Annotated in this window: 13 protein-coding genes; 2 read left to right on the top strand and 11 right to left on the bottom strand. The window is 25.2% G+C overall.

Annotated elements, in window-relative coordinates:
* Positions 1–58 precede the first annotated feature (58 nt).
* Positions 59–1408, top strand: coding sequence for a YjiH family protein (locus GBZ86_RS06655; protein WP_234885126.1), 1350 nt, complete (start codon positions 59–61; stop codon positions 1406–1408).
* Between the two features lie 73 nt (positions 1409–1481).
* Here GBZ86_RS06655 and GBZ86_RS06650 read toward each other — a convergent pair whose 3' ends face one another.
* Together GBZ86_RS06650 and GBZ86_RS06645 are read right to left on the bottom strand one after the other, a co-directional pair.
* The gene (locus GBZ86_RS06650) at positions 1482–2777 is read right to left on the bottom strand and encodes a homoserine dehydrogenase (RefSeq protein ID WP_152888956.1); all 1296 of its coding nucleotides are present in this window, start codon (positions 2775–2777) and stop codon (positions 1482–1484) included.
* 209 nt (positions 2778–2986) lie between these two features.
* Complete coding sequence (locus tag GBZ86_RS06645; RefSeq protein WP_152888954.1) at positions 2987–4003, bottom strand: hypothetical protein; 1017 nt, start codon at positions 4001–4003, stop codon at positions 2987–2989.
* 164 nt (positions 4004–4167) lie between these two features.
* Between GBZ86_RS06645 and GBZ86_RS06640 the strand changes: the two genes are divergently transcribed.
* Positions 4168–4881: an LbetaH domain-containing protein gene (locus GBZ86_RS06640; protein WP_152888952.1), complete on the top strand. Its 714-nt coding sequence runs from the start codon at positions 4168–4170 to the stop codon at positions 4879–4881.
* 65 nt (positions 4882–4946) lie between these two features.
* On the opposite strand, the gene GBZ86_RS06635 is transcribed toward GBZ86_RS06640, so the two are convergent.
* The 9 genes from GBZ86_RS06635 to GBZ86_RS06600 all read right to left on the bottom strand — a co-directional run bounded on the left by GBZ86_RS06635 (position 4947) and on the right by GBZ86_RS06600 (position 13943).
* Complete coding sequence (locus tag GBZ86_RS06635) at positions 4947–7103, bottom strand: YhgE/Pip domain-containing protein (RefSeq protein WP_152888950.1); 2157 nt, start codon at positions 7101–7103, stop codon at positions 4947–4949.
* Between the two features lie 20 nt (positions 7104–7123).
* Positions 7124–9286 carry a YhgE/Pip domain-containing protein gene (locus GBZ86_RS06630; protein ID WP_152888948.1) on the bottom strand — a complete coding sequence of 721 codons (2163 nt, stop codon included), beginning with the start codon at positions 9284–9286 and terminating at the stop codon, positions 7124–7126.
* Between the two features lie 607 nt (positions 9287–9893).
* Positions 9894–10235, bottom strand: a complete 342-nt coding sequence (locus tag GBZ86_RS06625) for a zinc ribbon domain-containing protein YjdM (RefSeq protein ID WP_152888946.1) — start codon at positions 10233–10235, stop codon at positions 9894–9896.
* Between the two features lie 155 nt (positions 10236–10390).
* Positions 10391–11005: a DUF488 domain-containing protein gene (locus GBZ86_RS06620; protein ID WP_152888944.1), complete on the bottom strand. Its 615-nt coding sequence runs from the start codon at positions 11003–11005 to the stop codon at positions 10391–10393.
* A gap of 25 nt (positions 11006–11030) precedes the next feature.
* Positions 11031–11696 carry a BRO family protein gene (locus GBZ86_RS06615; RefSeq protein WP_170272176.1) on the bottom strand — a complete coding sequence of 222 codons (666 nt, stop codon included), beginning with the start codon at positions 11694–11696 and terminating at the stop codon, positions 11031–11033.
* Between the two features lie 429 nt (positions 11697–12125).
* Positions 12126–12281, bottom strand: coding sequence for a hypothetical protein (locus GBZ86_RS17075; protein ID WP_170272175.1), 156 nt, complete (start codon positions 12279–12281; stop codon positions 12126–12128).
* 590 nt (positions 12282–12871) lie between these two features.
* Complete coding sequence (locus tag GBZ86_RS06610) at positions 12872–13300, bottom strand: hypothetical protein (RefSeq protein ID WP_152888941.1); 429 nt, start codon at positions 13298–13300, stop codon at positions 12872–12874.
* Between the two features lie 71 nt (positions 13301–13371).
* The gene (locus tag GBZ86_RS06605; protein WP_152888939.1) at positions 13372–13572 is read right to left on the bottom strand and encodes a hypothetical protein; all 201 of its coding nucleotides are present in this window, start codon (positions 13570–13572) and stop codon (positions 13372–13374) included.
* Positions 13573–13634: 62 nt separating this feature from the next.
* Positions 13635–13943: a hypothetical protein gene (locus GBZ86_RS06600; RefSeq protein WP_152888937.1), complete on the bottom strand. Its 309-nt coding sequence runs from the start codon at positions 13941–13943 to the stop codon at positions 13635–13637.
* Between the last annotated feature and the right edge of the window lie 344 nt (positions 13944–14287).

Genomic DNA, 14287 nt, shown 5'->3' with positions numbered 1-14287 from the left:
TATAATTACATCATAAAATAATAAAAATTTTAGAACGTTAAAATCAAGGGGGATAGTTATGAATAAAAAATATGGTGTATTAGCATTATTAAAGTTTATAATTCCTTCTCTTATAGGTGTGTTATTATTTATGACTCCCATATCTTATAATGGAGAAGTTACTATACCAATTGCTGTATTTGCAAAAATAACTCAAAATATTTTAGGAGATTATTTACCTTTAACTGTTACTATACTTATAACAATTGCAGCAATAATTTCTATATCAACTAAATTATTTAAACCAAAATTTATAATGAATAATGATTTTTTAAAATCTTTATTTTATGTTAAACCTATATGGTTATTAGGTAGAATTTTTGGAGCTATTATTGTTTTATTATCTTATTTTCAAGTAGGTCCAGAAATTTTATCTTCTGATTTAACTGGATCATTCATTTTAACAGGATTATTACCAACATTAATTGTTGTTTTCTTTTTTGCAGGATTATTATTACCATTATTATTAAACTTTGGTCTTCTTGAATTCTGTGGCTCATTATTAACTAAAATAATGCGTCCATTATTTAAATTACCTGGAAGATCCTCTATAGATTGTATGACTTCTTGGTTAGGTGATGGTACTATAGGAGTACTTCTTACTTCAAAACAATACGAAGAAGGATTTTATAATGAAAGAGAAGCATGCGTAGTAAGTACAACTTTTTCTGTAGTATCTGTAACTTTTTGCTTCGTTATAATTTCACAAGTTAATTTAAGTCATTTATTTGTACCTTTTTATCTTACAGTTACTTTTTCAGGTATTGTTGCAGCAATCATATTACCAAGAATATGGCCATTAAAAAATAAACCTGATAATTATTTTGAAGGAAGAATTTCTCAAAACGTAGAAACTGTTCCTGAAGGCTTTACTCCATTTTCATTTGGAGTTAATCAAGCAATAAAAAAAGCATCTTCTCAAACTAAAATTAGCCAATTTTTTATAGATGGTATAAAAAATATTTTAGAAATGTGGATAGGTGTTTTACCAATAGTTATGGCTATGGGAACTTTAGCGCTTATTATAGCTGAATACACTAATATATTTCAAGTATTAGGATTACCTTTCATTCCAATATTTAAATTATTAGGAATTCCTGAAGCTCAAGCAGCATCACAAACTGTTATTGTTGGATTTGCAGATATGTTTTTACCTTCAGTTATTGCCACAAAAACAATTACTAGCGATATGACCAAGTTCATAATTGCCTGTGTTTCTGTTACTCAGCTTATATACTTATCTGAGGTTGGTAGTGTTATATTAGGATCAAAGATACCATTAAATATACGTGAATTATTTTTAATATTCTTAACTAGAACATTAATTACATTACCTGTAATAACCATAATAGCGCATATATTATTTTAAAAAATTTAAAAAGCTCTATGTAAACAAATTATAATTTGTTTCTAGAGCTTTTTAATTATAATAAAATTTAATACTATTTAAATTTTTCAATTCTTATAATGTTATCTACTTTATGAATTTCTTTTAATTCATATAATTCATCTATAGTTTTAATTATACTACCTTCTTTAGTTTTATGGGTTACTAAAACAATTGTGACTAAATGCTCTTCATCACTTCCTTTTTGAATAACTGATTTTAAGCTAATATTATTTTCTCCAAATACAGTTGTAATATCTCCAAGTACCCCAGGTAAATCTTTAACAGTTGTTCTTATATAATATCGACTTTCTATATCTTCTCTTTTTCTTATTTTCTTATGCCACAAATTATTTTTTACTACAGGAATACCATTCTCTATATCAACATTACTTCTTAATATAGTTATTATATCTCCAACAACAGCACTTCCTGTAGGTAAATCACCAGCACCTCTTCCATAAAACATTAAATCTCCAACCGCATTACCTTTAACAAAAACAGCATTAAAAGAATCATATACATTAGCTAATGGATGAGTTTCAGGAATCATTGTTGGATGAACTCTAATCTCTAACTCTTTATTAATTTCTTTAACTATAGCCAATAGCTTTATTACATAGCCAAACTGTTTAGCATAACTTATATCTTCAGATGTTATATTGCTTAATCCAGCTCTATAAACACTCCCTATATCTATTTTAGTTCCAAAAGCTAAAGAAGAAAGAATAGCTAATTTATATTGAGCATCAAATCCTTCTAAATCTGAAGTTGGATCAGCTTCTGCATATCCTTTTTCTTGTGCCTTTTTTAAAGCTTCTTCAAAGCTCATTCCTTCAAATTGCATTTTAGTTAAAATATAATTAGTTGTTCCATTAACTATTCCATATAATTGTTCAATCTTATTTGCAGTTAAACTATCATTTATTCCACTTATTATAGGAATGCCACCTGCTACACTAGCTTCATACTGAAACATAACTCCAAGCTCATCTGCTGCCTTAAATAATTCATCACCTTCCGTTGCTAATAACATTTTATTTGCAGTAACTATATGCTTTTTCTTTTTTATTGAACTAAGTATATAATTTTTTGCTGGATTAATTCCTCCCATAACTTCAACTATTATTTTTATAGAATCATCTTGTAATATTTCATTAAAATCTGTAGTTAATAATTTTTCTGGTACTTCTACAGCTCGTTCTTTACTCTTTTCTCTAACTAAAATTTTTGCTATTTCTACTTTATAACCTGATCTCTTTTTAATTTCTTCATTATTAGCTTTAAGAATTTTCCAAACTCCACTACCTACATTACCTAGCCCTAATAATGCAATTTTTATTTTTCTCATAAATTGCCTCCTTTTAGTTTTATATTAAAAAAGACTAAATATCTATTAATTAAGACATAGATATTTAGTCAAAAATATATTCTTATCTATTTATAAAAAAAACTACATGATTTAATATAATTACATTTGATTTACCATTTGTTTTTAACTTTACTAGACAAGTCACTCTAAAAGTTTTCATAATATTATTGTGTTTTATAATACAATAATTAATCTATATCCATTCCTGATATAGCTAAATTTTGCGCTATAGGCTCAAACTCATCTCCATCCCATTTAAGATATGTTTCTATATATGCTAAAGTATCATTAGTATTAATTCCTACTATTCTATTAAAACAATATAATTCATAAACATGATTATTATCTATATCTACAGGATACATAACACTAATACCTAATACCATAGCTTTATTACTTTGTTTTAATGTTCCATTTTCATTATATATTAACTTTAAGTATTTTTTCTCTTTTTGAGAAATATCTATAATATATTTAAGTTTACATTCCTTGCTTATAACTTCAACTTTATAATAATCTAAATATTTAGCTTCAAATTTATTGTTTTTATTATATTTTTCAAAATCAAATAAGTTTTTTAAAACTCTATTTTTATATGAATATATATAATAAAATCCTTCTTTACCACTACCTTCTGAAATCATGCAAATATATATGTCTTTAACACCATCACCATTAAAGTCATATAAATTTAACTTTGCATTATATCCTGTATTAGCTGGCAAAGTAAATTTTTTAATATCATTCATTTTTCCATCAACAATAACTAATTCTAAATCATCCACAAAACCACTTTTATCTGGCTTATTAACTGATGTTAAATAAATTTTATCTATATTTTTATCTCCAGTTATATCCCCTTTAATAAAATCTACTATAAATCTTCCGTTCATCATATTATCTTCAATAGTTCTATCTACGTCTTCTACCATATTACTTTCTTCCTCAAGATAAGAATTATCTTCATCCTCATCTAAGTTTATATAATTATATAATCTACTTATTTCCCATTCATCATTATTATTTACTAATATCATAGTATATTCTTTATTATTGTAAATATATTCTATAATTATAATTTCTTCATCCTCATTATTTCTAAATTTAGATTTTAAACTATCTTTATTAATAGATTTAATATCAGTACCTCCGTTAATAGGTAGAAAATCCATAGCTATATTCATAAGATTAATTTTAGAATTCATCTTTAACCTTCTTTTATAATTATTATCCTTATATTATATGTATTAAATAAAATTTGTGAAAATAATTTATTAGTTATATTAATCTTATTGTTATTTAAAAATAGTAGAAATTTAATATTTAAATAATAGTATATAATATAAATTAATTATTTTAGGAGTTTTTTATGAATTCTAACTTTAAAAATTTTTATAAACCTCAAGGGCCTAGTAATCAATACTCATATTTTATTTCTAAAAACCCTTCTACAAGTATTAATCCTAATGATATTGAACCTTCAATACATTCTTCTGCATTTATTGGTCCTTTTTCTTGTGTTATAGGAGATGTTACTATTGATGAGCATGTATTTATAGCGTGCAATGCTGTCATCAGAGCAGATGAAGGATCTCCTTTTTATATTGGAAAACATTCAAATATACAAGATGGTGTCATATTACATGCATTAGAGCACAAATATATTAATGTTAACAGTAAAAACTATGCTATATATATTTCTGATAATGTATCCTGTGCTCACAGTTCTGTAATTCATGGTCCTTGTCTTATTGAAGATAATGTATTTATTGGTGTTAATGCAATTATATTTAATGGTATTATTAAAAGTAATACCTTCATAGGAAATGGAGCTATAATTAGTGATGGAGTAATTATAGAAAGCGGAAGATTTGTTCCCTCTGGAGCTGTTATAGATACTCAAGAAAAAGCTAATGCTCTACCACTAATTCCTAAAAACAATGAGGAGCTTGCAAAAGCTGTTCTAAAAGTTAATGAAGCATTTAATACATCATATCCTTTAATGTTTGGTGATACTCGTTGTAGCTGTGGCTTATCTTGTAATGCTTCTACCTTAATAAATCATTATTACGATCTTAGATAATTAAAAGAAGTCATGATTCTTTTTAATATTTTAATTGATTCATGACTTCTTTTAATTATTTAAATTTATAATCCTGAAGCTTTGAAACTTCCATCAATATGTTCTGTTAATTTATAGCATGGCTTTTTAAATATACCAAGTATAAAAAATATTAATCCAAAAAGAAATAATATTTTTATATCTTTATAAACATCAGGCCAAGTTGGTCCAGCAATTGCCTCTCTAAATCCATCTATAGCATATGTAAAAGGCCAAAAAGGTTGTAATATTTGAAATATCTTAGGATTGGTTTGTATTGGATAAATACCTCCTGCTCCTGCAATTTGAAAAACCATAATAACTATAGCTAGAGCTTTTCCTAAATTTCCAAATAGAGACGCTAAAGTAAATACTATAATTGTAAATGTTAATGAAGTATAGAAAGTAAAAAACATTAACAATTGCATATTCTGTGGTTTAGCACCTAATATATAAACATCACCTAAAACAACAATAAAACATTGTATTAATGATAATAGTAAAAATGTTATCATTTTACCAAAATGATTTTGTAAAGGAGTTATTTTTTCTCCATCTCTTAATTGAAAATCATCACAATTTATTTTTAAGAAAGCTGACATTAATAAAACTCCTACCCACATAGATAAAACTGAATAAAAAGGAACAAGCCCCATTCCAAATATAGTTGCATCATAAAGTTGAACTTCTTTAATCTTTATAGGTGAAGCTAAAAAAGATGCTACTTGCTCTGGATTTTTTTCCATAAAATTTATTATTTTATCTATGTTATTTTCATTTACATTTTTAGTTTTTTCATTAAGTTCATCAATTTTATTTTTAAACTGAGAAAGCTTACTATTTAAATTATTAGACTGTGTAGTTGCAAATTTACTACTAGATATACCGTAGCTTGTTAAATCATTTAATTGCGGTACTATTAATTTAATACTTTCAAGTAGAGAATCTGCATTATTCATACTTGTACTTAACCCATTAGATATACCATTTAATAAATTCATACCTTCTGAATAATAAGTACTAAATATATTGTTTATCTCATCAGAAATTTCATTACTTGTTAATGATATATTATCTATTATTAAATTTAAATTCTCTTTACCACCCTCAGTTATAGATTTTAATTTTTGTAACTGTTGTTTTTCATTTGTTATTAAGTATTGGAGTTTCTCAATACTTAATATTAGTTTATTAATTTTAGCATTATATGACGTAATATTTATATATTTTAATATTTTTAAAATACTTTCATTCGTCTTAGTTATATTATCTATATCATTATCTAAATTACTTATTGTTTTGTTTAAATTTTTCATTTCAGTAGTATTGTTTAAATTTTTAACTTCACTTAATAAAGATTGGAATTTTTGCTCTTCATTATGCAAAACTATCATATCCGAATTTATAGTATTATACATAGAGTTCAAAGTTTGCTTTGTTGAAAGCATTAATTTTTTACTTGAATTTACTACTTGTTGCATACTATTTATTTCATTTGTTATTTTAGGTAAATTAGTTTGTACATTATTTAAATAATTTTGCAATCCTAAAGCACCATTATTAGCTTTAACTATGTAATCTTGTATCTGAGTTAAATTATTATTTGCTACTCCTAAAGAATCTTTTACTTGCATAATAATAGATTTATTAGATTCTAGATTTTTTCCTGCTTCATTTAAAACTGTAAAAACACTTCTATTAACAATATTAACAAAATCAGATTTTATTTTATTAGTTAGTTGATTTTCTGCAACATTAGTTAATTCTGTTGCTACTGCATTAGCTTTTTCATTAACTTTATAAATAATATTAGGTTTAATTGGAGTAGCTGTTATCATAGTCGTTAAATCTTTTGAAAAATCTGAAGGAATAATTATCATAGCATAATATTTCCCTTCATTTAACCCATAATTTCCTTGCCATTCATCTACAAATCTCCATCCTACATCTGAATTTTTCTTAAGGGATTCAACAATTTTACTTCCTAAATCAATTTGTTTATCATTAAAAACTGCTCCTTCATCATTATTAACTATAGCTACTGGCATATTACCTGTATTAGCATAAGGATCCCAACATGCTTTTATATTTACCCAAGCATACAGAGAAGGAATTAAACATAAGCCTATTATTATAACTATAGCAACTGGATTTCTTATAATACTCTTTAAATCTGAAAAAAATAATTTTAAAATTTTTATCATACGTCCACCTCTCAAGTACTTTACTCTTCTGAAATTCCTGCCTCTTCAAATTTTGCATGGTATTTTTTCTTTATTTTATCTAATGGCTTTTTAAGTAATGCACCTAATAATAAAAATACTATTATAAATAAAAATAATGATATAAAATCTAAAGCTACGCTACTAAATAAAGGTCCAGCTATAGCTTCTCTAAATCCTCCTACTCCATATGTAAAAGGAAAGAATGGTTGCATAACTCTAAAAAATTTAGGATCAATTTGTATAGGATATGTTCCTCCACATCCTGCTATTTGTATAACTAAACAAACAATAGCTAATGCTTTACCTATATTTCCAAATAAAGAAACTAAAGTATAAACAATAATTGAAAATGTAAAAGAACATGCTAGTGCAAATAATATCATTAATGGAGCATTCACCGTATACACCTTTAATATTAATTTATCGCCAACGGATACTATTAATCCTTGAATTAAAGCTAAAAATATAAAAGTTATCATTTTACCAAAGTATTTTTGTCTTATACTTAAATTTTCACTTCCAGGAAAATCTACTACATCAGTAGATAAAATTGAAGTTAGCATCAAAGCTCCTACCCATAATGCTAGTACAGAATAAATTGGTGTCATGCCTGCACCATAATTAGGTATTGGATAAATAGCTTCCTGCTTTAAGTTAAATGGATTTGCTATAAAATCTCCCATAAATTCAGGATTTGCTTGCAATATTGTTATTATTTGTGTTAACTCATTATTATTAATATTTTCTAATTTATTGCTTAATTCTCCTAGAACTCCTTTAAATTGATTCAATGTTCTAATTAAATTATCTGAACTAGTACTAGCTAAATCTGTCCCTTGTGTTGCAACATTTAACAAATCATTAATTTCATTTGTTAAGTTTTTTGTACTACCTATTATTTCTGATGCTTCATTAGTTGCTTTTATTAAATTGTCTGCAATAGAATTTAATTCTGGTTTTAAATAAGAATTATATTGTAAAATTGTATTATTTATTTTATTAAGAGTATCTTTACTATCACTCTTTATAGTTTCTACTAAATTTTTATTAATTTCCTTTACTTTATTAGTTTCATTTTGTAAATTTTTTAAATCATTTTTTTCTTTATTTATAGATGATTTAATATTATTTAAATCCTTTAATACTTTTGATATATTTTTATTATTTATCTTCTCATTAATTTTAGCTAAAAAATTTTCATAAGCTTCTAAACTACTACTTATAGAATCAATCTTACTTTTAATTTGTGAAAAAATAGCTTCTTGTTCTTGCTTAGTCTTATTACTTTGTTCACTATATAAAACATTAATTAACTCATTAATATTTTGTGATTGCTTTAATGAATTATTTAAATTTAAATTTAAATTATTAAAAGATGTATTTAAAGTGTTTTTAGTATTTTTTACTAACAACTCTATATTTCCTGCATTATTTTGAAGATTTTCTATACCACTATTTACATAAGGCAATGTACTTTTAATATCCTTTAAATACTCATTTAAATTAATTGAATTACTATTAACCCATTGTAAAGTTTCTAATATAAAATTCATATTTTTATTAGTGTTTATTATAGAATTTTTTAACTGTTTTAATTCCTCTTTATTTTTATTCATATTATCACCAAAAACATTTAAATAAGAAAAAGCTTTTTCATTAACAACTTGTACAAAATTAGTTGTTATTTGTCCTACCAAAGTATTAGCTGCTACTTCTGTTATTTCCCCAGCAACTGCATTAGCTTTAGTATTTACTTTATATATTATTTCTGGCTTTACTGGATTATCCGAAATTAAACTTGCTAAATCCTTTGAAAAATCTTCAGGTATTTCAATTAATGCATAATATTTTCCCGAAACTACTCCCATAGTTCCTTGCTTTTCATTTACAAACTTCCATCCTATTTCATGGTTATCTTTTAATTGCTTTACAACTTCACTACCCACATTAATATTCTGTCCATTCATACTAGCACCTAAATCATTGTTTACTACTGCTACTGGAAGTTCTCCAGTATTGCCATATATATTCCAGCTAGCTTTTATGTTTAACCACGCATAAAGAGATGGAATTAAACAAATACCTATAATGATTAATAAAGCTCCTGGGTGCTTTACCATACTTTTAATATCTCTTTTGAATATCAAAAAAATACTCTTCATAGATTCACCTCTGAATTATTTATTTTAATATCCCTTACTTTAAATTACATATATAACAAAAGCTCAGTTATATGATTAATTTATAAACCATATAACTGAGCTACACACACACAACATCACCTTCATTACAATAGAACTTCTAACATAATATACAAATTACGTTTTAAGTACTCTCCTAATAGGCATGCCACTTAATTTTACACTTATTTTATTAAAACTCAATACCCTTATATTAATGTTTAACCTTAAAACTAGCTATATACCTTACTTTAATGCAATTAGTTTTATTTTTCAAACAAAATCTCTTTTTATCTCTATAATACTCTGTTTTTCTTGTATATACTTTGTTTTTCTATCTTTATTTTTCCCTATTAATATAAATAATACCATATAACCCTGTATTATGCATATCAATTTATTTACATATAAATTTAAATTTACATATTTAATATTATTTTACCATTAATTTTATTATTTAAATTCAAAATTTTTATTAATGTATTTAAATTTATGCAAATATATATTCTTTTTATAAAATAATATATAAAAAAATGTACTATACTTTTAAAATATAATACATCTTTTTATCTATCTATATAATTTTTGATTATATTTTTTTAACAAATTCAGATTTTAATTGCATAGCACCAAAACCTTCAATTTTACAATCAATGTTATGATCTCCATCAACTAAACGTATATTTTTTACCTTTGTTCCCTTTTTTAAAGCTGATGAAGCTCCCTTAACTTTAAGATCTTTTATTATAGTAACAGAATCTCCGTCATTTAAAATATTCCCATTTGAATCTTTTACTACTAGTACATCTTCATTATCATTTTCTTGCATATCAGCGTTCCACTCATAAGCACACTCTGGACAAACGAAAAGGCTTCCATCTTCATAAGTATATTCAGAATTACATTTTGGACAATTTGGTAAATTTGACATAATTTAATTTCCTCCCCAGTGTATCATTTATACTAATTAAGTATATTTATACTTTGTATTGTTCAAATTTTATTTGAAAACATATAAGGTATTACTTATGAAATATATAATATCATAGTCTTTTCCTATTTACAAATTTCAAAAATTAACTCTATTTATTTTAAATTTTCAACTCTATAACCAATTTCTTTATTAGCTAATCTATACCCTTCTTTTATCAAATCTTCTACGCTTTTTTCATTTCCTAACAAGCTATCTAAAGTTAGTTGCATTCTATTATTAAAGTATTTTTCTAACAAACATTCCTCAATAAAATTTTGATCTTTTAAAGAATAATCATGAACTATATGCTTCATATTAAAACCTAAATCTCTTAACGCTCTTCCTACTAAAATTCCTCTTTGACACCTTATAGGCTCTTGCATAGCACCAAGTAGTGCTATTCTATATCCTTTTTCACACCCAATCTTTAACCTTTCAATACCACTTTTAAAACTTTCTTCATTTATAACTTTTTCAAAATCACAATATCCTTTAGAATTATATGATTCTCTAGTTTCTCTCTTAGCTGCTAATTCCTTACCCATATAAATATATATAAACTTATTTTTAGTCAATGTATACTTTATATTTTCCTTATCAAATTGTTTATTATATTTTGAATAAGGTGTTGCTCTAATATCTACAACACAATTTATATTATGCATCCTTAACATATGCATAAGTCTTTCCACATCATAATTTGATGTACCAATTGTAAATATCTCCATATTATCACTCCATTTTAATTTGAAATTAAAATCTATTTCTAGAATTTATAAAACCTAAATCTAATTCAATACCTGCTTCTCTATATAATGATACCAAAAATAAGAATTTATCATCATCATCTATAGGCATGCTTTTCATTAATTCTGAAAATATAACTATATTCTCTGATGCTAATCTAAATATCTCTAACTTTTCCTTAGTATTTATAAAATCCATAGAAAAATTTTTATTTTTAATGAAATCTTTATTTCTATTATCTAAAATACCTGCTTTACTTACTAAATTTTCTTTAACATCTTCAATAGTATATTCTCCCTTTAATCTTACTTGGGGAATAATTTCTCTTCTAATCCAAGTTCTAAAAGCTACTCCCACTGGTTTTTCTGTATACTGTAAAAAACCATACAATCCCTTTTCAAAAAATAATATTAACTTTGGAAAATATCTTATTAATCTTTCTATTTCTGATGAAATATTCTCCTTAAATATTTTAAGTTCATCACCAGTTATAACTTCATACTCAACACCTAATTCAAATCCTTCTGCTTTAATGCAATTATTTATAGCTTTAGATGAATTATCATATTTAAGCACTCTTGTTACTTGCATGGCTATCCAACATGGCTTATCATTCCAAAGAAAAGTATAAATTTTTTCACCATTAAATTTTTCAACAATTACATCTTTCATTAAAATCACTCCTTGAATTTTTAAAATGGAGTTGTTATAATTATTTCTAATCTGATTAACTAAACAACTCAGATAACTAAAAGAATTTCTATTTGCTTGCAAGGTCATTAGAAATTCTTTTTTAGGTTAAGCCCTTTGAGGGAATAACCTAATGAAGGTTAAGCCCTTTGAGGGAATAACCTAATGAAGGTTAAGCCCTTTGAGGGAATAACCTAATGAAGGTTAAGCCCTTTGAGGGAATAACCTAATGAAGGTTAAGCCCTTTGAAGGAATAACCTAACGAAGGTTATGCCCTTTGAGGGAATAACCTAAACTATAGGTTCTATCTTTTAAGGATATAACCCCTTTAAAGCTAGTAAAATAGCCATTAAGGTTCTATCCTCAGAGGATAGAACCTATTTATACCTCCATAAAAAAGTCTTATTTATATTATAAATCTTTTGAATTTCTTTTAGACTTAAGTCTATCAACTTCCGATTCTATTAATTCAATAATTCTATCTTGCATAGTCATACCATCTAAAATCATTTCTACTTTAAACTCTCTATGAAGGCCTTCAGGCATTTTTATAGTCATGGTTTTCAAAACTTTACCTCCCAAATTCTCAATAATTATAAAATTAAAAATATAAAGTATTAAACATTGTTATTTTAGTTTAATCAAAATTCAGAACTATATACCTATTTTAAGACTTAACATTCTTAATTTAAATTTAAAAGCAAAAAAGCATCTATTCCATGCAGAATAGTGCTTTATAATTATTTCAATTTACTATTAAATTTTTCTAAATGTTATGCTAATGAATAATTTTTTCTAAAGTTATCTATAATACTATCTTCTTTTAATCAATTAATTTTTCACTTTTTATCCACAAATAATCCTCAGAAAGTATCTTTACAAACTCCCTATTCTGTGGATAACATTCCTAATTAGTCACAAGACAATTTTAACCTTTTTGAACATTATTAATTGCAGAAATTTTTTTTCATTTAAGTATAATATTTTTTATCTTTTTAAGATATTTTATTTTTTATTGATTTTTTCTCTATAATTATTTATTTATGGTACGGTTCTCCGTAACTATAGCAAGTGAGGTTTTTATTAGTTTAAAATAACATTAGTAACAAGACCTATTTAACTATAAATCTTGTTACTAATTTATAAATCATTTACCTCTATTTATCTTGTGCCAACATTCTTATTAGATTAGCAAAATTATTTGCATCTGCTTCTCTAGCTTCTCTATACCCAATTGAATCCATCTCTTCAAAACTGTAATATTCTGTTTGATAACAATGTCTATACTCATGAGCTAAAGTATGTATTATAGCTAACTTATCTGGTCCACTACTTAAATCCCTAAAATTTCTCCAGAAAAGCTCTATTTTATTTTCAGTACCATACCTTCCCAATTTATACCACCCTAAAATTTCTCTATCTGTATCTCTACAATACTCCATCCCATCTGATACAATTACAGTACATTCTAGTAACATATTAGTATCTTTTCCATTATCCTCAAGTGAATATTTTAGTTCATCCATTATTACAGGTGCCCACTCATTTACTATTTCTTCTACTTTAACTTTATATGATAAATCCATATTCATCACTCCTATCTTTTTCATACTATAATATTACATGTTTTTTTATATTTTCCTTTTTTTATTAGTAGTTATATTGAAATATTTAAGTTCAATGCACCAACCCCAATATCTCTTAACATAAAAGAATAAGGCGCATCCTTTATGGATACACCTTCTTCTTTACTTATATAATCTACTAACCTATCATTTATAGTTAGATTTATTGAATCTACTTCCCTTGGATATTTACTTAACCCTAATAGTTGATTTTCATTATAAATCTTTTTCATCTTAAACTCCTCCTTAAAATTAAAAACTCCTATATGCAAATCAATTACATATAGGAGTTTTCTTATATTAAACTTTTATATAGTTCTATTGTAGGTTTATCTTCATCAATTAACTTATTTAACTTATCCATAGTTTTATCATAGAATCCATTATTTTTAGCATACTTTATTACTTCTTCATAAGTTAGCTCAAAGATATTGTCTGTAACGTTATAGTAAAAATCATCATTCATAACACCAAAGAAATACTTTACTGTATCTTCATAGGTCATTTTTGGTACATCTTCTAAATCACAATCTTCATCTGTATAACAACCATTTCTATCATTCCATTTTAGAAATTCAGCTATCTTAACTCTATGTTTTTCCATATAAAATCTCCTTTTTTATACTCTATAATCAATATAATAATATATATCCCTAATTATTCATAGAAAAATAAAAATCATAATAGATATGGCTTAAAACAATATTTTGTTACAAAAAAAAATTCACCTATTTGGTGAAAAAGTATAGAAAAAAGGATTCAACCCTGTTATTGTTAAATTAAGGAAAAAACAAACAATGAAGGGAGAATCCTTATATGAGCTATAATAGTGCATTTTCACTTGAATAAATTTACAGTTGAATAGAAAAACACTTTCTTAAGCTACTTTAAGTTGCTCGAAAATTTTTTCTAGCGGAACTCCATTTTGAGCCGCGTTATATATTGATG

This window comes from Clostridium tarantellae (assembly GCF_009295725.1).
Classification (GTDB): domain Bacteria; phylum Bacillota; class Clostridia; order Clostridiales; family Clostridiaceae; genus Sarcina; species Sarcina tarantellae.
Note: the sequence above shows the minus strand (reverse complement) of the source record. Positions and strands in the feature narration are given on the sequence as shown.